Source organism: Paenibacillus tritici, assembly GCF_018207515.1.
In the GTDB taxonomy this organism is placed as follows: Bacteria; Bacillota; Bacilli; order Paenibacillales; family Paenibacillaceae; genus Paenibacillus_AQ; species Paenibacillus_AQ tritici.
The window spans coordinates 381,564-398,388 of the sequence record NZ_CP073365.1 but is presented as its reverse complement, the minus strand read 5'-3'; the positions used below and the strand labels follow the sequence as shown (position 1 = coordinate 398,388).

The 16,825-nt window shown below is 54.5% G+C and carries 16 protein-coding genes; 8 read left to right on the top strand and 8 right to left on the bottom strand.

The features are described 5' to 3' along the window. Positions 1-104: 104 nt before the first annotated feature. Together KDC22_RS01810 and KDC22_RS01805 are read left to right on the top strand one after the other, a co-directional pair. Positions 105-926, top strand: a complete 822-nt coding sequence (locus KDC22_RS01810; RefSeq protein WP_211721889.1) for a hypothetical protein — start codon at positions 105-107, stop codon at positions 924-926. A 102-nt stretch (positions 927-1,028) separates the two neighbouring features. After that, positions 1,029-2,135: a glycosyltransferase family 4 protein gene (locus tag KDC22_RS01805; RefSeq protein ID WP_211721888.1), complete on the top strand. Its 1,107-nt coding sequence runs from the start codon at positions 1,029-1,031 to the stop codon at positions 2,133-2,135. 142 nt (positions 2,136-2,277) lie between these two features. On the opposite strand, the gene KDC22_RS01800 is transcribed toward KDC22_RS01805, so the two are convergent. After that, complete coding sequence (locus KDC22_RS01800) at positions 2,278-3,519, bottom strand: DUF445 domain-containing protein (protein WP_211721887.1); 1,242 nt, start codon at positions 3,517-3,519, stop codon at positions 2,278-2,280. 300 nt (positions 3,520-3,819) lie between these two features. On the opposite strand from KDC22_RS01800, the gene KDC22_RS01795 reads away from it, so the two are divergent. The 3 genes from KDC22_RS01795 (at position 3,820) to KDC22_RS01785 (ending at position 7,828) form a co-directional block, all read left to right on the top strand. After that, positions 3,820-4,683: a Cof-type HAD-IIB family hydrolase gene (locus KDC22_RS01795; protein ID WP_211721886.1), complete on the top strand. Its 864-nt coding sequence runs from the start codon at positions 3,820-3,822 to the stop codon at positions 4,681-4,683. Between the two features lie 289 nt (positions 4,684-4,972). Beyond that, positions 4,973-5,428, top strand: coding sequence for an Imm30 family immunity protein (locus KDC22_RS01790; RefSeq protein WP_173135133.1), 456 nt, complete (start codon positions 4,973-4,975; stop codon positions 5,426-5,428). 51 nt (positions 5,429-5,479) lie between these two features. Then, positions 5,480-7,828, top strand: a complete 2,349-nt coding sequence (locus KDC22_RS01785) for an ATP-dependent helicase (RefSeq protein ID WP_211721885.1) — start codon at positions 5,480-5,482, stop codon at positions 7,826-7,828. Between the two features lie 139 nt (positions 7,829-7,967). Here the strand turns inward: KDC22_RS01785 and KDC22_RS01780 are convergent, their stop codons facing one another. The 3 genes from KDC22_RS01780 to KDC22_RS01770 form a co-directional block, all read right to left on the bottom strand. Continuing rightward, complete coding sequence (locus KDC22_RS01780; RefSeq protein WP_211721884.1) at positions 7,968-8,552, bottom strand: 50S ribosomal protein L25; 585 nt, start codon at positions 8,550-8,552, stop codon at positions 7,968-7,970. Positions 8,553-8,636: 84 nt separating this feature from the next. Then, on the bottom strand, positions 8,637-9,584 hold the full coding sequence (locus tag KDC22_RS01775; protein ID WP_211721883.1) for a DUF1861 family protein: 948 nt from the start codon (positions 9,582-9,584) through the stop codon (positions 8,637-8,639). Beyond that, positions 9,550-9,846 (bottom strand): helix-turn-helix domain-containing protein, encoded by a 297-nt coding sequence (locus tag KDC22_RS01770; protein ID WP_211721882.1) that lies wholly within the window; start codon positions 9,844-9,846, stop codon positions 9,550-9,552. Before KDC22_RS01770 ends, KDC22_RS01775 begins: the two co-directional genes overlap by 35 nt. A gap of 200 nt (positions 9,847-10,046) precedes the next feature. On the opposite strand from KDC22_RS01770, the gene KDC22_RS01765 reads away from it, so the two are divergent. Genes KDC22_RS01765 through KDC22_RS01755 form a run of 3 tightly spaced genes read left to right on the top strand, consistent with a single transcriptional unit; the run spans position 10,047 to position 13,409 of the window. Further along, on the top strand, positions 10,047-11,228 hold the full coding sequence (locus KDC22_RS01765) for a glycosyltransferase family 4 protein (RefSeq protein WP_211721881.1): 1,182 nt from the start codon (positions 10,047-10,049) through the stop codon (positions 11,226-11,228). Then, positions 11,228-12,334: a glycosyltransferase gene (locus KDC22_RS01760; RefSeq protein WP_211721880.1), complete on the top strand. Its 1,107-nt coding sequence runs from the start codon at positions 11,228-11,230 to the stop codon at positions 12,332-12,334. The genes KDC22_RS01765 and KDC22_RS01760 overlap by 1 nt, the downstream gene beginning before the upstream one ends. After that, on the top strand, positions 12,327-13,409 hold the full coding sequence (locus KDC22_RS01755; protein ID WP_173135154.1) for a mannose-1-phosphate guanylyltransferase: 1,083 nt from the start codon (positions 12,327-12,329) through the stop codon (positions 13,407-13,409). Before KDC22_RS01760 ends, KDC22_RS01755 begins: the two co-directional genes overlap by 8 nt. 430 nt (positions 13,410-13,839) lie before the next feature. Here the strand turns inward: KDC22_RS01755 and KDC22_RS01750 are convergent, their stop codons facing one another. From KDC22_RS01750 to KDC22_RS01735, 4 genes are all read right to left on the bottom strand, one after another. Beyond that, positions 13,840-14,076, bottom strand: a complete 237-nt coding sequence (locus KDC22_RS01750) for a DUF6953 family protein (RefSeq protein WP_039300082.1) — start codon at positions 14,074-14,076, stop codon at positions 13,840-13,842. A gap of 117 nt (positions 14,077-14,193) precedes the next feature. Next, complete coding sequence (locus tag KDC22_RS01745) at positions 14,194-14,973, bottom strand: ABC transporter permease (RefSeq protein ID WP_211721879.1); 780 nt, start codon at positions 14,971-14,973, stop codon at positions 14,194-14,196. A gap of 16 nt (positions 14,974-14,989) precedes the next feature. Then, entirely contained in the window at positions 14,990-15,766 is a 777-nt protein-coding gene (locus KDC22_RS01740) for an ABC transporter ATP-binding protein (protein ID WP_211721878.1), read from the bottom strand. Positions 15,767-15,788: 22 nt separating this feature from the next. Next, positions 15,789-16,817: an ABC transporter substrate-binding protein gene (locus KDC22_RS01735; RefSeq protein ID WP_246553239.1), complete on the bottom strand. Its 1,029-nt coding sequence runs from the start codon at positions 16,815-16,817 to the stop codon at positions 15,789-15,791. Positions 16,818-16,825: the final 8 nt, after the last annotated feature.

Genomic DNA, 16,825 nt, shown 5'->3' with positions numbered 1-16,825 from the left:
TCATGACTCGTTACGCTGGAAGCACCCGTAACAGAGGCCTGTTGGCCTCTGCTGCGGGTGCTTCTTTGTGCTTCCGGGACATGGACAACAAACGGAGGAATGAAATGAACAAGTTGTATAAGACTGGCTTCCTGTTGCTGCTGTCCCTGATCATTGTCCTGACGTCCCCTGCCGGTTCTGCTTCTGCATCGGCAACGGTGATCACCTCATCTGTCCAGGCTTCTTTTGACCTGACGGCGGCAACGGCGGATAGTACTGTCCGTGCCCGGCTGAAGAGCCAGTTCAGTGAACTAACCGCCCTGTCTGCCCAATATGACAGCCGGGAGGTGCAGATCCGGACTCTTCACGATCAGAATGCAGAGGCGCTGAATGCAGTCCGGGAGTCCATCAAGAACATTGATCTGGCTTCCGTGACACGGCAGAGCGCAGCCGTCGCCAGTGCCAAGGAACGTTATCAGCCGCTGTTCGATCAATACAGCGCGCTCAACAAGCGGATCTCGCTGCTCAAAGGCTTGAAGGACAAGACGCTGAACTCCGTCCTGAAGGCGCAGTCTGAGGCCATGAAGCTGCTTGTCCAAATAGCCCGCCAGGAGATACGCGACAAGGAGGCACTGCTCAAGGCCGCGAAGGATACCCGCACCCGCCGGATGGCCGCAGCACGCAAGACCCTGGCAGGCATTGACAGACCGCAGAGCGCCATCAAGTCGCAGAAAAGCGCAGTCTCTGCGCTGAACAAGCGGCTTACCGCAGACTGGAGTGATTTCAAATCGGCAATCCGCAAGCAGAATCCAGCCCTGGCCGGGCAATCCTTATCCTCTATGGTCTCCGGGTACAGGCAGATTGCAGCCGGTAAGCTGAAGATTATAGAGTATGAGCAGGCTGTCGCCGGAGTCATTGCCGCCACTCTTAAGCAGACCAGGAGCTAGAGTGACAGACGGCTCTCTGCGGCTTCAGTGTCTTCCTCAGGCATGAACGCATATGTTAGGTTAAGGACATCACCTATTATGCAGCGGGAGGGGAGATCCACAATGCGCATCTGCCTTATTGCACCGGAACAGTTCGCAGTTCCAGGGAACGGCTCTGTGGAGATTTGCATCTGGAATATCGCGCGGAGACTGGCCCGGAGACATAAGGTAACCATTGTGAGCCGGAGAGCCCCCGGACTCCCTGACACTGCCGAGACCGAGCAAGTAAGGTTCATCCGGCTGCCTTCCGGCACCCCTTCCCGGTACCGCAGCTCCGTCCTCGGATATCTGGAAGCCGCCGAGCCGTATGATCTTATTCAGATTGATAACCGGCCGCTGCTGCTGGCTGCCGTGAAGCGGCAGCACCCCGGCACTCCGGTGCTGGCGTTCCTCCATTCTCTGACGTTCGTGCCCGCCAGGCCCGAAATTGCCCGCAGCCTTGCCCTGGCAGACGCGGTCGCAGCCAACAGCCGCTCCTTACAGCAGCGGCTTACCCGCCGCTTCCCCGGCATCCGCAGCAAGCTTAGCGTTGTTCCTCTGGGAGCGGACCTGTCGCGCTTCATCCCTGTGTCATCACAGGAGAAGGCACGCCTCCGTACGCTGTACGGTCTCCCTCCCGGCTTCACGGTCCTGTTCGTGGGCCGGGTCATTCCGCGCAAGGGAGTGAATGTGCTGATCCGGGCCATGCGCCGCCTGAAGCAGCATATGCCTGCCCGGCTGCTGATCGCAGGCAGAGGGCAGCCGCCGTATCTGCGGCAGCTGAAGTCACTCGCCCGTCGGCTGGGCGTCCAGGTGACCTTCCTCGGCAATATCCCGCACGAGGAGATTCACAGTCTATACCAGGCAGCCGACTGCTTCATCTGTCCCTCCCAGCGCCATGAAGCCTTCGGGCTGGTCAATGTGGAGGCCATGGCCTCCGGCCTGCCGGTCATCGCCTCCAGCAACGGCGGAATCCGGGAGATTATTGATTCGGGCCGTAACGGCTACCTGGTGAAGCAATACAGGGACCCTGCTCCTTTTGCCAGGCTCATGCTGCAGATCGGCCGTAATCCGGCTCTTGCCGCAAGCATTGGACTGCAGGGAAGAAACGATGCTCTGCAGATGTACGAATGGCAGCATACCGTTGAATTGCTGGAGAACATCTACCTTAAGCTGGTTCCTTCACAATAACCAGAGGAGGCTGTCTGTACAGCGCCATTATTGGCGATAGTTCAAATGAAAGAGGCAGCAAAGCGCCCACACCGGTGCCATCTTCACGGATGGCCCGGGGGAACGCCTTGCTGCCTCTGTCCTGTTCTATGTTATTCCATGATCAGATCAACTGGATCACTGTAAGCACAAGCCCTACCACAAAGCCGCACACGGCCCCGTTAACACGAATCCATTGCAGATCCTTGCCGACCTTCTCCTCCAGCATATTCACCAGAGAGGCATCATCCATCTGATCCAGGTTCTCCTTGACCAGCTGCCCGATCCGGTAATGATTAGCTTCTACGAAGGAGATCAGCGTACCGCGAATCCGCTCCTCGGAAGTCTGAATCCATTCCTGCTCCCGGCCGATCCGCCGGACCAGCATGGCATACAGCCAGAACAGCTTGCGGCCGCCCCGTGCCCGGTCTTCATCCAGCAGCGAGACCGCCTTGCCGCGCAGCCCTTCGAGCTGCTGAAGAAGAAATGTGGCGGCAGCCTCCCCTTGAAGCTCGTTCAGCGCCCAGGTTCTCAGCGATTCGATCCGTTCTTCGTCGCTTAACAGCTGGAACAGAGCCACCCGGATCTCCCGGATGACCTCCTCGCGGTAAGGACTATCCTCTTCCTTGAAGTCACGGATGGTCGATTGCACCATACCCTGGAGCATTTCACCCAGCATGTCGGCATCCACGAATCCTACAAAAGCCTGGAAGGCCATCCCCTTCAGCCCGCCGAGCTTCACCTCGGCCAGCTTCTCGCTGGCGATCTTGCCCAGCATCGCCCGCGTCTCCGGGCGCCCGCTCCAGGAGGAGATCCCCTCCAGCGCGAAATCAAGAGCGGCAATGTCCTTGCCGTCATTCATCAGACTGGTAGCAATGGAATCTGCGGCTACGCCAAGCTTGGCTTCACGCAGATAGGCTGCGGCCGCCGATTGAAGATACGGAACTGCATTCTCCACCGGAAGCCGCAGCACGAATCCCTTAAGCTGCTCCAGCATTTCCATACGCGCTTTTCTTCTGGAGAAGAACCGTGTCAGCACGGTGGCGCCTATGGAGATTATATTGATTTTGCGCAGCTTGTTCTCAATGCTCTCCTTATTCAGCAGCTCATTCTCCATCGCAGAGATCAGGGACTGGATCAGCTTATCCCGGTTCTTCAGCAGCAGTGAGGTATGCGGAATTCTCAGACCCAGCGGATGACGGAACAAGGCCGTTACGGCAAACCAGTCGGCGATTCCTCCGACGAGCCCTGCCTCAAAGCCTCCTCTCAGCAGAATAACCGCCAGATTCTCCGGCAGAAACAAGGTGAACAGGAATCCGCAGGCCATAATCGCAAGAGATATTGTAGCTAAATTTCTGGATTTCATAAGTATATTATCCCCCTTACCTAACGAACCCGAGCCGCCTTCGCCCGGAAATCGTCCATATCGCATTCAGCAGGCGCCCCCCAGGTTACCAGGTCGCAGGCCTGCCTTTTATTGTACCACGCGAATACTCTTTTCTGAAAATCCCGCACACTGCCTGCCAGCAACCAGTCTGTCCTGAAAGGCTGCTAACGAATACTTTGATTTTTAATTTTCAGATAAATAATGATAAAATACAGGCAAAGCTCTCACACCCTTGAAGGGGTACCTACAATAAATAGACAGGACAGGAGATATACAATTATGCTTATTGCACTGGATATGGACGGGACACTGCTAAATGAGGAGGGGGAAATCAGTAAGGAGAACAAAGAGGCCATTCTTCACGCACAGAGCCTGGGACATATCGTGATTATCGCTACAGGCCGGTCTTACATGGATGCTGAGCGGCAGCTGCGGCTGGCTGATCTGGAGTGTCCCGTGGTGAGTCTTAACGGTGCCGTTGTCACCTTGTCTGACCGGAGCGTGGCGGCAAGCACTCCGCTGAACAAACAGGATATTATTCCCGCGCTGTGCTGGATGAACGAAATACCTGAATTGTATTATGAGGTGTACACAGAGGATAACGTATATGTAGAGCTGGATAAGCGGGTACAGCTGGAGAAGCTGGCTTCCCTTAAGGAAGATGAGGTGCCGGAGGAGCTGGGCTGGCTGCTTCAAGCGATGATCGACCAGCAGTTCCAGCAGGCGGCGGTAACCTATGTGGAGAATATGGAGGAAATCTGGAGCAAAGAGGAGAATCTGATCTACAAAACCCTGGTATTCTCCCTGAACCGTGAACTGCTGAAAGAAGCCTCTACGCGGTTCGCCGCCATTCCCGGACTGATTATTACCGCATCGCATGTCAATAATGTTGAGATCAATCATACGGATGCGAATAAAGGCGCCGGGGTAAGCCTGCTGGCTGCCCGTTATGGCATTCCTGCGGCGCAAGTGGCCGTTATGGGCGACAGCTACAATGATCTGCCTATGTTTGAGATGGCGGGGTACAAGATTGCCATGGAGAATGCCGCACCCGTTCTTAAGCAAACTGCCGACTTCATTACGTCAAGCAATACAGAGAATGGTGTAGCAGCGGGACTGCGGCATCTTCTGAATAAGGGGTGAACAGCCTTCTTGGTGAAGGCTGCTCTTCTTAGCGGCGGTTGGTTCCTGAGCGCCGGAAGCAGCACAATGATATAGCACCCAGGTTGATTGCAAGATATAGCATGAGCGTGAGCCGCTCGGCTGTGGATAATTCCATCAGAACAGGAATAAACATGATATCCCTCCAGACCTCACTTATATTTGTACAGCTGCTAGAATCAGCTAATCCTTGTCCAATATATTAATCTTAGCTGTCAAAAATTGGACTATATGAAAAATGGCGTTATTTTTTGCTTAGGAGGAATCACCTATGGACCTATACCCCGGGATTGCCCGGCTGTATGACAACCGGCTGCTGCGCACTGAGCTGGAATGCGAGCAGTTCGATCAGGCGCTGGAGAGTCTGGCCGGTGATACGGAGGATGCCGTCATTCACCAGATCTTCAAGGTATTCGATGATGATACCGAGCAGGAAGAAATGATGTTCAGCCTGGTTCATTTTGTAGAGAGTGTCCAGATGGAGATGTACCTGACCCAATTGCTGGAGTCGCTGCCGGAGATGCTGGAGCATGCCCGCAACTGGGCGATTGTGCTGAATCAACGAATTCTGCAGGATGACAGCTACCGCAAGGATTATGCAGAGATCGCAGTCCGTATGCCGCCAAGAATCCGTCAATGCCTGGCCTTCCTGCTGGAGGAGATCAAGGAGGATCAGCCCCGGCTGTACGAGCGCAAGGTGAATTACATTCTTGCCAGACTGAAATGATCCGGGATATACTGGTCAAATTGACTCAAGGAGCAAATGAAGGTGAACTCAATGAACAAGCTCATATTTCATAATATCCCGCTGGGGGCCAGCGGTGAGAATATACCTCAGGCGAAGGTAGCCTCCGCCCGGACAAGCCGGGAGACGGTACAGCCGGGGGACAGCGACGCGGCTTATTTCCGCAGGCTGGAGGAAGGCGGCATTCTGCTGAACCCGCCGCAGATCGCAGCGGTGCGGCATCATCTCGGACCGCTGCTGACGCTGGCTGGAGCAGGCTCCGGCAAAACCTCGGTGCTGATCTGCAGAACCGGGTATTTGCTGTCTGTGCGCGGCATCGCCCCCGGCCGTCTGCTGCTGCTGACCTTCTCCAGCAAGGCAGCAGCAGAGATGCGTGAGCGGATCGCCCTGCTGCCCGGGGTGCACGAGGGGGATGCCGCGCGCCTGCAGGCGCGCACATTCCACTCGTTCTTTCTATATTTCCTGCGGCGGCAGGGGCTGCGGCAGGAGATTTTTCACGAGACCCGCCGCCAGCACATTCTGCTGAAGCAGATTATGCGTGAGCTTGGACTGCCCAAGGATGCCTATCCCCCGGAGAATCTGCTCACGCTGCTCTCCGCCTGCAAGATGAATATGGGCCTGCCGGAGCATCTGCCGGAGGCTACCGAAGCGGAGAAGGAAGTGAAGGCCATTCTCGCGCGGTATGAGCAGTGGAAGGCCGACCATTTCAAAATCGACTTCGACGATGTGCTGCTGATCGCCTACCGGATGCTCCGGGAACAGCCGGGACTGCTGCGGGAGCTGCAGCAGCAGTATCAGTATGTCATGGTCGATGAGTTCCAGGATACGAACGCGCTGCAATATGAGCTGGTGAAGATGATTGCACATCCGCAGGATAATCTGATGGTGGTCGGGGACGATGACCAGACGATCTACTCCTTCAACGGCGCTCGCAGCGAGTTCATCCTGGAGTTCGAGAAGCTGTATCCGCAGGCAAAGGTGATCACCCTGGATATTAACTACCGTTCCGGTCCGGCGATCATCGGCCTCGGCAACGGAATTATCCGCCATAATTCACGGCGCCGGACCAAGACGCTGCAAGCAGCCCGCAGCACCGGCAAGCCGCCCCGTTATCTGCGTCCGCTAACGGCGGATGACGAAGCCGGGCAGATTGTGGAGCATATTGAGCGTGAAATTGAGAGCGGAGCCAGGGAATACCGGGATTTCGCCCTGTTATACCGCGCTACGAGCAGCAACCGGGCAATCCTGGAGCTGCTGCTGCTGCGCGATATCCCATATATAGATTATGGCGAAGGCCAGCTGCTCTACGAGCATTGGCTGATCTCCCCGGTGCTGGATCACCTGCGCCTGTCGGTCAACCGCCGGGACTTCGCCGCCATGGAGAATATTCTGCCGACCCTTTATATAAGCCGGGACAAGGGAATGGACCATATCCGGCGCATGGAGGCCGTGCAGGCGAAGCAAGGCCCGCTGATCCATCTGCTGTCGATGCCGGGCATGGAGGATTTCAAAGGCGTCAAGCTGCGCGAGCGGCTGGACCTGATCCGCGGCCTGCGCGAGCTGACGCCGGTGCAGGCAATCCGGCAGATCCGCACTGTCTTCTATGATTACTTCATCGAAGGCAGCGAGCGGCATCAGGCCACCCTGCACCGCGAGACGCTGAAGGAGATGCTGGATGAGCTTGAGGCATCGGCGGAGCGGTTCGGCACGATCCCGCTGTTCCTCGAGTTCATCAGCAACGTGACGGAGCGCAATGAGCTGAACCGGCAGCCGGGACTGAAGGAGCAGGGCAACCGGGTTGCGCTCATGACCATCCACAAATCCAAAGGGCTGGAGTTCCCCGTGGTCTTTCTGATTGGAGCCTCCGAGGGCATTCTTCCGCACAGCTCCGCCTTGGAGGAGGCCCGCCCCAAGGACCGTAAGCCAGGGAAGGCTTCGGTAACGGTGATCAGCACGGCTTCGGCCAGAGCCGCAGCCGAAGCGGGCATCGCGCTGCTGGAGGAGGAACGCAGACTCGCCTATGTTGCCGTTACCCGGGCCAAGGAGGAGCTGTTCATCAGCTCGCCCGCAAGGCACCGGGGCAAGAAGGCCGAGGTCTCGCGCTTCATGCTCTCAGCCTTCCGTTCGGCCGTTCAGCCGCAAGCGCCTGCTCCGGCCACTGGAGGCAGACCCCCTAGCGTGCGCAGCAGCTATACTACGGGTTCCAGCCCGGGTTCGGCCGCAGCGAGAACGCAGACCGTCCCGGTCTGGACATGTACCGGCAAGGCCTGCCCGGGCTGGACCCGGATGAAGGCAGGCGGCGCCGAGGATCATCTGGCCTCGAAGCCCTGCCCGCTCTGCAAGTCCCCGATGGAGAAGAGCACCCGGGAAGTCCCTGTATAACAGGCCTTTCGCTGCTACAGCGGAATTTCCAGTCTGATAGACAACACAAATAACCCCTTGCAGCACAGAACAGCGGACTCATTCACCCATGAGTTCCCCGCTAATCCTGCTGAAAGGGGTTATTTCGTCATTCTTGTATTTAAGCCGGAGTAACAACTACCGGTTCTTCAGCTTCTTCATGTACAGTCTTGATCTGAATCATGACAGTACTTGGATCAGTCAACACTTCAATGCCATCCTGGAAAATCAGATCCGACACCAGCAATTGGTCGCCGATGGCAAGGCTGCTGATATCCACTTCCATGGAAGTGGGCAGATTGCCCGGCATACAGCGGACTTCTACTTCATAGATTTCCACCTGCAGAACGCCGCCTTCTTTGACGCCGGCAGCTTCGCCTGCAAAATGAATAGTCACCTTACTGTCCATGCTGATGCTCATATTCACATGCTGGAAATCAATATGCAGCACTTTACCGGACATCGACTGCTTCTGGATGTTCTGAACCACTACCGGAACGGTTGTACCGTCGGTCAATTTCCCTTGCAGGATCGCCCGCGGATTCGTTCTCAGCACTTCCAGCAATTCCTTCTCGTTCACTTCAAGACTAAGAGTATCTTTACCAATTCCGTACAGTACAGCCGGGATGCGGCCCTGCTGTCTTGCCACATTCAGGTTGGACTTCGTGTCAGACGTACGATTGCTTAGTTGAATAAATTTACTCATTGCTTGGTTCCCGCTCTCTTAGACCATAAATTCTTGTCATATCAAGTGTAACATGACCATAGAATCTAGTCAAACCTGCGGCAATCAGACTTCATATTCGGCAAAGGGATCAGGAATCTCGATTCTGTAAGCTTCCGCATCGCTGACGCCTACAGACAATACCGCCCGGCCGTCCGCTCCGCGTACCAGTCCGCCGCTGAAGATGACATCCTGGAGTTCGGGACGTTTGCCCGGACCGATAGGGAAATCGCTTCTGGCCGCGATGATTTTGACCGGAGTGGTTTCAAAGGTACCCGGATTAAGCGAGAACACCATGGAATAGTAGTGCTTCTGCCCGGAGCGGTCGAAGCAGGCGATATGCCCGAGCACACCGATATGGCCATTGCGCAGGAGATGGGCTTCATTGGCTCCGCCCCACTCTTCCGGCACAAACTGATGCTGCAGAATCTCTGCCTCCAGTAAGGTCTGTTCATGTAGCTCCTCCAGTGAATCAATCACGGTGAAGCCGATCTGCCCTCTGCCGCCCCGCTCTCCCTGCGGCCTGGTAAGTACGCCTAGTCTGCCATCCTGCAGCTCGATCAGCCGGATATCCTTCATCAGCTCCGGACCAGAGGCGAAGTGATGAAGCGAGTCGATCCGGTATCCCCGGTAGAACTGGGTAACCCATGAGACTATTTTTTGCGGATTATCCCCGGCCGAAATCACTTCAACTCCGCCGACAATCAGTTCTCCCTTAACACGGGTTACGCACGGGTCCTGCAGATTATAGGTATGGGTATGCGCACGGGGAACCCATACCCCATCTCCGCCGGATGTAAAAAAGAAGACTTGAGAGAACTCGCTATCCCGTTCCTCAACTCTTCCCAAGATTACTTCCTCCCCGTCATGCTGGAACGGAGCCGTTATGTTGTAGACATCACGCCCGCCCACACCGGAGAAGACCAGCTTCTCCACGTGCACGGTACGGAGATTGGCATAAAAGGTATCCAGCAGTTCATTACAGGTTGCTGTCTTCGCCGGGCTCCTTGTCATTGCCTTCCTCCTCATATTCATTTGTCTTATCTATGTCCCAATCGTTCTCATCGGATTCCATCCGGATCAATTCTCCGGGCTGAATATTGAAATACGTACACAGCTTCAGCAGCAGATCCCGGGGATACTGCACCATCTCGTCTTTGTACATCCGCCTGACGGAATCGAAATGGTAATTAATGTCCTTCGCTAGCTTGCGGATCGATAATTTCGGGTCATGCTTCTCCATAACCTCACTCAATTTACTGCGTATGACTGGCATCCATACACCTCCTTCATCACTATATCCGGTGATTTCAAAGGAGTCAATAAATTGACAAGATTAAATGGTCATGGTATAGTTGTAACAGGAAATAATTTGCAGAAACAAAATTTTATACCACTCATCCCCGGAAAATAAAGTCCTCTTTATTTTCTTTTTTTGTCCCCAAAAGTTCGATAATCATAGGGAGGCTTTCTATTATGAACCACAGCAACCGCAACAAAAACATTGTTTTCCTGTCCACCAGCCTGCCTAGAGAATGCGGAATTGCTACCTTCACCCAGGATCTGCTGGATGAATTCACGAAGCTTCAGGGCTTCAACAAACCGCGCATTATCGCCATGAATAACAACGGGAACTACCGTTACACGGACCAGGTCATGCGGGAAATTAACCAACATCAGCTATCTGATTATATAGAATCAGCCAGGGACATCAACCAGTCAGATACCGATCTGCTAGTCATTCAGCATGAATTCGGCATCTACGGCGGAGAGAGCGGCGAATATCTGCTACAGTTCACGAAGGAGCTTGAGGTCCCTTACGTGGTTATCTTCCATACTGTCTTAACCAAGCCTACCCCCAAGCAGCATGAGATTATCACCCGGCTCGCCGAAGGAAGCGTCAAGGTGGTCACCATGGCCCAGTCCACGGTTGAGGATCTGATCTCTGTCTATCATATTAATGCCGCCAAAATAGCATTCATTCATCACGGCGTTCCGTTTGTCCAGACCTCCAGCCGTGCAGAGCTGAAGCTCCAATACAAGTTCGGCGAACGCAAAATCCTCTCGACCTTCGGCTTCCTCAGTCCCGGCAAGGGCATTGAATATGCGATTGAGGCTATGAGCAGTGTAGTGAAGCAGCATCCTGACGCGCTCTATATCATCTGGGGCAAGACGCATCCGGTGGTCAAGCAGGAGATCGGTGAAGTATACCGTCAAAAGCTGACCGATCTCGTGCACGAGTTAGACCTGGTCAATAATGTGCTGTTCGTCGACAAGCTGCTGACCCAGGAAGAGGTCATCGAGTCCCTGGTGATGTCGGATATATATATGACCCCTTATCTCGGCAAGGAACAGGCCGTTAGCGGAACGCTCGCTTATGGAGTAGGCTATGGCAGAGTGATTATCTCCACCCCTTACCGCTATGCCGAAGAGATGCTTGCCGGAGGCAGAGGCCTGCTGGCGGAATTCCGCGATTCAGCTTCCCTGGAGGCCTGCATTCTGGAGCTGCTGGACAGTCCGGCCAAAGTCCGGGATATGGAACAGCGTACACAGGCACTCGGCAGTACAATGATGTGGAGTGAGGTTGCGAAGACCTATGCCGCCATCTTTCAGGACATCTTAGCCCTTGCCATACCGGCTGACCGGAGCGTGATCTGATGCAGGCACCTGCGGTGTTACAGTTCAAACCCGGCTATCTGAGCCAAATAACCGATGACACAGGCATTTTCCAGCATACGAAGTTCGGTGTTCCCGACCGTGCCAAGGGCTACACGACCGATGACAATGCGCGGGCATTAATCGCGGCCGTGCTGATGTACCGGCAAAATCAGAACACTGCATCACTCGGTCTGATTCATACGTATCTCTCATTCGTCCATCATGCCCAGAATGAAGAGGGCAACTTCCGGAACTTCATGGACTACAGCCGTTCCTTCCTGGAGGAGCGCGGCTCCGAGGATTGCCAGGGGCGCACACTCTGGGCGCTGGGGTTCGTACTCTCCCACTCTTCCATTCTGCCGGATAATCTGCTGAATACCTGCCGGTATCTGATCAACCAGGCACTGCCGCATATCGCTGGCCTGCGCTCTCCCCGGGCCTTGGGCTATGCCGTTATCGGCCTCAGCTATTTGCTTGAGACTCCGGGAGCACTCACCTACTCCTTCCCTTATCCGCATATACCAAGTACAGAAGAGGAGCGGGACTTCCTGCCTGAAGCCTACATTCAAGAGCTTATAGAATCTGTAGCGCTCCGGCTGAATGACCAGTACAACCATACCAGAGGCGGGGGCTGGAACTGGTACGAAGACAGCCTGACATACGGAAATTCGATGCTGCCCTGGGCGCTGCTTAAGGCTGCCACGCTCTCCGGCAATCCTGAGCTTCGTGTAACAGCGACAGAAAGTCTGGACTTCCTGATCTCCATGACCTTCGCACCGGAAGGCTATTACCAGCCGATCGGCAGCCATGGCTGGCTGCTGCGCGGCGGCAAGCCTGCTCTCTATGACGAGCAGCCGATCGAAGCCTGCGAGATGCTGCTCGCCTGCCGGGAGGCTGCCGCAGTGCTGCAGGAGCCGGCTTATCTGAAGCAGGCTGAATTATGCTACGCCTGGTACACGGGACATAACTCCTTACAGCTCTCCCTGATTGATCCCCAGACCGGGGCTTGCTACGACGGGATTCACAGCTCGGGGCTGAACCTCAATCAGGGATCGGAGAGTATCATCTCCTTCACGATTGCCCATCTGGTGACTCACCATGAATAAATATGCAACGATCCTCGCAGGCGGAGGCGGTACCCGCTTCTGGCCATTGTCCAGACAGGAAATTCCCAAGCAGCTGCTGAATATCAGCGGCAACGATATTATGCTGAATGATACGATCGAACGCTTCAAGGGCATCATCCCGCAGGAGAATACCGTTATTGTGACGAACCGCACCCAGGCAGTCCTGCTAGAGAGCATCATGCACAGCAGTGTGCAGAAGAGTAATATTCTGATCGAGCCTGTGGCCCGGAATACTTCAGCAAGCATCCTGTTCGCCGCCTTCTCCATCCAGCAGATGAGTGAGGGGGATTCCTTAATGGTTGTCCTGCCTTCTGATCATTATATTACCGATGAGCCCCAGTTCCGGCTTACGCTGGACGAAGCCTGCACCGTTGCGATGGAGAGTGACGCCATTGTCACGATCGGGATCAAACCGACCTTCCCGTCCACCGGCTACGGCTACATTGCTTATGATCAAGAGCCGATCGCCGTCCAGCCGGTTGCTGTATACGATGTAGCTGAATTCGTGGAGAAGCCGGATTTCAAGAAGGCACAGGGGTATCTGGCCTCAGGCAATTATCTCTGGAACAGCGGGATTTTCATCTGGAAAACCTCGGTCATTATTGATAACTTCAAGCGTTATCTGCCGCGGCTGTATAATACGATGCTGCCGATTAGTGAAGCGCTCGGTACAGCCCGGGAGCAGGAGACGATTAACCGGATCTATCCGCTGCTGCAGAATATCTCGATTGACTACGGCATACTCGAACGTTCTGATGAAGTAGTGGTGCTATCCGGCCAGTTCGGCTGGAATGATATCGGCAGCTGGGATGCGCTCGGCGCCATCTTCCCGCCTGATGATGAAGGCAATATTATCAAGGCCAATCATGTCGGCATCGACACCCGCAATTCCATCATCTATGGCAACGGGCGGCTGATCACCACCATTGGCGTAGACGGCTTCATCATCGCGGACACCGGGGATGCCGTCATGATCTGCCCCAAGGATAAAGCACAGTCGGTCAAAGACATTGTTGATCTGCTCAAGGACAAGGGCATGCTCGAATATGTATAGGTGATGTCACCAGCAGAATGAAGACTTCTTATTAAGATGGAGAAAAATTACTTAGTAGCACGGTTAACATAAATGTTGCACGTTATGCAACTGTGATTATTAGATAGCTGGGTGTTCGAGGAATTGTTGTAGAAATTGCAAGAATCGTCCTGCTAAACTGCACGAAAAGGGAAAAATACTGCCTTATGTACAACAATGTTGGCTTATAGCCAATGTATTGAGGAGAATGTTGTATTTCGGGCAGGATTTTAAAAAGTTACCGCTCAGAAGTCTCAATATAGTAATTTCTATTTGCATACAAAAGGGAGCACTGCCATTACAGCAATGCTCCCTTTGTCTATTTCTCGCGCTGAAACGAATGCCGTCCTATTCAAGGACGGCGTAGCCGTTTCTGCTTATGTTCTTATACTTATCCTCTGCCCGTTCAGCCTTAGGTCCAGGCCCAGAGGAACCCGTCGCGGTCCCAGGCAATCCGCCCGCCGTGCAGCTTACGGAACGCCTTCTTCACTTCTTTGGACAACGAGGCATTACCATTCTCATTCACGAATACAAATTGTTCACCGAAATTCGCCTTCACATATTCAATCGCTGCAGTCTGATGCAGGGTTCCTGTAAATTTGATTTCCTTGACCATCCATTCCGCCACTTCCTGTGCGGTTACTTCCATAGGGGTAATGCTCCTTCCTGCTGATCCTGCCTGTACATTTCCCCATTATAGCACGAATACAACCGCTTCAATGAATCCCGTTCCCAGCGTTACAGCCAAGTCTGGTAATTCCAGCCGCTATCTTCTCCGGCCAGCAACGCTGACCACACCATAGCGGTAGAGCACCTTGCGGCCGAACCAGCCGAACAGCCTGTCGGTGAAGAAGCCCATGAAGCCCAGGCAGAACAGCCCGACGAATATCCAGTCTGTACGGAAGAACAGCCGTGAATTCCAGATCAGATACCCGATTCCTTCATTCGAAGCGATCATTTCCGCCCCGATAATAGCCATGTAGGAGGTTCCCATCGCCAGCCGCACACCGGTGAAGATATACGGAATGGTCGCCGGCACAATCACATGCAGCAGAATCTGCCATTCACTCGCCCCCATGCTGCGGGCCGAGCGGACCTTATCCTCCTCCACCGACATTACACCGGTCAAGGTGTTCAGCACAACGATGAAGAAGGTCGCGTACATAATCAGGGCAATCTTCGACTGCTCCCCGATGCCGAACCAGACCAGAAAAAGTGTGATGAAGGCAATCGGCGGGATAAAGCGGATGAAATTCAGGAACGGCTCGGCAAATATGCGGATGACGTTCACTTTCCCGATGATCAGCCCTGCCGGAATAGCCAGCAGACTGCCGAGTACCCAGCCGACAAGCACGCGGTAAAAGCTGATGCCGATATACTTCATCAAGGTGCCGTCTTGGATCAGCTCCCGCCCTCCTTGCAGCGTGGCCCATGGCCCGGGGATGACGTCAGGGCCATACCCCCAGGCGCCAAGCTGCCAGATGCACAGTGCGGCGATCCATAGCAGGGAGACCGAAAGCCATTTTTGCTCCACCCATTTCAACATGTATTACACCCCGATCCTATTCTTCAAAATGGCTCTGAATTTGGTTATACAGCGAGTAGAATTCCGGCGAGGCGACATCCCGCGGGAACGGGAGTGCATTATCATATATATCGCTGATATTCGAAGAGGGACCCACGGACATGATGCCGATACGTTCACCCAGCAGCAGCGCTTCCTGAATATCGTGCGTTACGAAAATAACGGTCTTGTGCGTCTCACGCCAGATCTGCACCAGCTCCTTTTGCATTGTCCGCCGGGTCATGGCATCCAGCGCGCCAAAAGGCTCATCCATCAGCAGAATCGCCGGATCATTCGCCAGCACCCGGGCCAGCTGTACCCGCTGCTTCATCCCTCCCGACAATTCCTTCGGGAATTTATCCTCATGCCCGTTCAGCCCGACTAGCGTGATATAGCGGTCTGATATGGTCCGACGCTCTGCCTTGACCGTCTTCTTCATCCGCAGTCCGAACTCTACATTCTCCCGCACCGTGAGCCAGGGGAACAGGGAGGAGTCTGCCTGCTGGAACACGACCGCCCGGTCCCGGCCCGGCTTATCCACTTCGACGTTGTCCACCCGCAGATTGCCGCCCGACTTGGAGACAAAGCCGGCAATCATATTCAGCAGCGTGGATTTCCCGCAGCCGCTCGGACCGAGCAAGACGAAGAACTCACCGCCTTTAATCACCAGGTTCACATCCTTGATAATATAATGAACGTCCCCGGCCGCAGGCTCGCTGTAGCTCTTGCGCAGCTGCTCGATATGGATGGTATGCTGTTTAGCAGGTAAAGACATGAGGCACCTCCTGAAGGTTAGGTTATTTCGTGTAAGTCACTTTATCCGGCAGCACCTGCTTCAGCGGGTCCAGACTGAGCTTGCTGTCCAGATCGAAATCCTGTTTAATGATTCCTGTATCGACCATATACTTCTTCTGCCCGGCCAGACTGTCATACGCGGCCTGTGTGAACCCTATCTTCCAAGGATTGACCGGCAGGTCCTTCAGCGTCGCTTCCTTGGGCTGTTTCAACTCCTTGAACATGAGCTCAGCCACTTCCTCCGGATGCTCCTGGGCATAAGCCGAAGCTTCGTCAACTGCCGCCAGGAATTCCCCAATCCCTTCGGGATTAGCCTGCACAAATTCATTCCCGGCGACAATCCCCATCCCTAGGCGCACCGGAGTCTCCGACATATCCGTCAGCTCATGCACACCCTCCAGCACAGCCAGCTTGTCAGTCAGCGCTGAACCGCTGAACCAGGCAGCGTCCACATCGCCCTGCTTCAGTGCAATGAAGGCTTCGTCGAATGCGCCCTGTCCTGTCAGCGTCACATTGCCCAGTGCAATCCCCTGCCCCTTCAGATATTCATCCCACAGATACGGAAGAAATGTGCCGCGCATGAAGCTTAGGTTCTTGCCTTTCAGATCCTCAGCTGACTTGATTTCGTCCCTTACGTACAGCTTCCATACCGCCGCTGCCTGATCCGTAGCCTGACCTGCGGAAGCAATAATCGCATAATCCCCCTTGGCGACGGCATTGAGCACCGGAAAATCAGCGCCGAAGGCCACATCCACCTGCTTGATGAAAAGTGCATTCACACCCTCCGCCGGAGTGCCAAAGTTGATGATTTCTGCGTCGATGCCGTGATTGGCGAAGATGCCTTTATCTGCCGCTACCCGAAAGGTGGGATTCGTGTTGATGTCAGCAATTTTAATCTTCAGAGTCTTCTGCTTATCGCTAGCCGCTCCGGTGGACGATGCTGCATCTCCCTTGGAGCTGCAGCCTGACAGAACCAGTACCAGAGATAAGGATAAGAGCAGAAAGGCTGAGCAGTACCATAATTTTTTCAAAACTACGC

Coding starts and splice junctions, on each gene's coding strand:
- KDC22_RS01770 (WP_211721882.1), bottom strand. CDS start 9,846: ATGCCAGTCATACGCAGTAAATTGAGTGAGGTTATGGAGAAGCATGAC.
- KDC22_RS01765 (WP_211721881.1), top strand. CDS start 10,047: ATGAACCACAGCAACCGCAACAAAAACATTGTTTTCCTGTCCACCAGC.
- KDC22_RS01785 (WP_211721885.1), top strand. CDS start 5,480: ATGAACAAGCTCATATTTCATAATATCCCGCTGGGGGCCAGCGGTGAG.
- KDC22_RS01790 (WP_173135133.1), top strand. CDS start 4,973: ATGGACCTATACCCCGGGATTGCCCGGCTGTATGACAACCGGCTGCTG.
- KDC22_RS01745 (WP_211721879.1), bottom strand. CDS start 14,973: ATGTTGAAATGGGTGGAGCAAAAATGGCTTTCGGTCTCCCTGCTATGG.
- KDC22_RS01760 (WP_211721880.1), top strand. CDS start 11,228: ATGCAGGCACCTGCGGTGTTACAGTTCAAACCCGGCTATCTGAGCCAA.
- KDC22_RS01795 (WP_211721886.1), top strand. CDS start 3,820: ATGCTTATTGCACTGGATATGGACGGGACACTGCTAAATGAGGAGGGG.
- KDC22_RS01800 (WP_211721887.1), bottom strand. CDS start 3,519: ATGAAATCCAGAAATTTAGCTACAATATCTCTTGCGATTATGGCCTGC.
- KDC22_RS01805 (WP_211721888.1), top strand. CDS start 1,029: ATGCGCATCTGCCTTATTGCACCGGAACAGTTCGCAGTTCCAGGGAAC.
- KDC22_RS01775 (WP_211721883.1), bottom strand. CDS start 9,584: ATGACAAGGAGCCCGGCGAAGACAGCAACCTGTAATGAACTGCTGGAT.
- KDC22_RS01740 (WP_211721878.1), bottom strand. CDS start 15,766: ATGTCTTTACCTGCTAAACAGCATACCATCCATATCGAGCAGCTGCGC.
- KDC22_RS01810 (WP_211721889.1), top strand. CDS start 105: ATGAACAAGTTGTATAAGACTGGCTTCCTGTTGCTGCTGTCCCTGATC.
- KDC22_RS01755 (WP_173135154.1), top strand. CDS start 12,327: ATGAATAAATATGCAACGATCCTCGCAGGCGGAGGCGGTACCCGCTTC.
- KDC22_RS01780 (WP_211721884.1), bottom strand. CDS start 8,552: ATGAGTAAATTTATTCAACTAAGCAATCGTACGTCTGACACGAAGTCC.
- KDC22_RS01750 (WP_039300082.1), bottom strand. CDS start 14,076: ATGGAAGTAACCGCACAGGAAGTGGCGGAATGGATGGTCAAGGAAATC.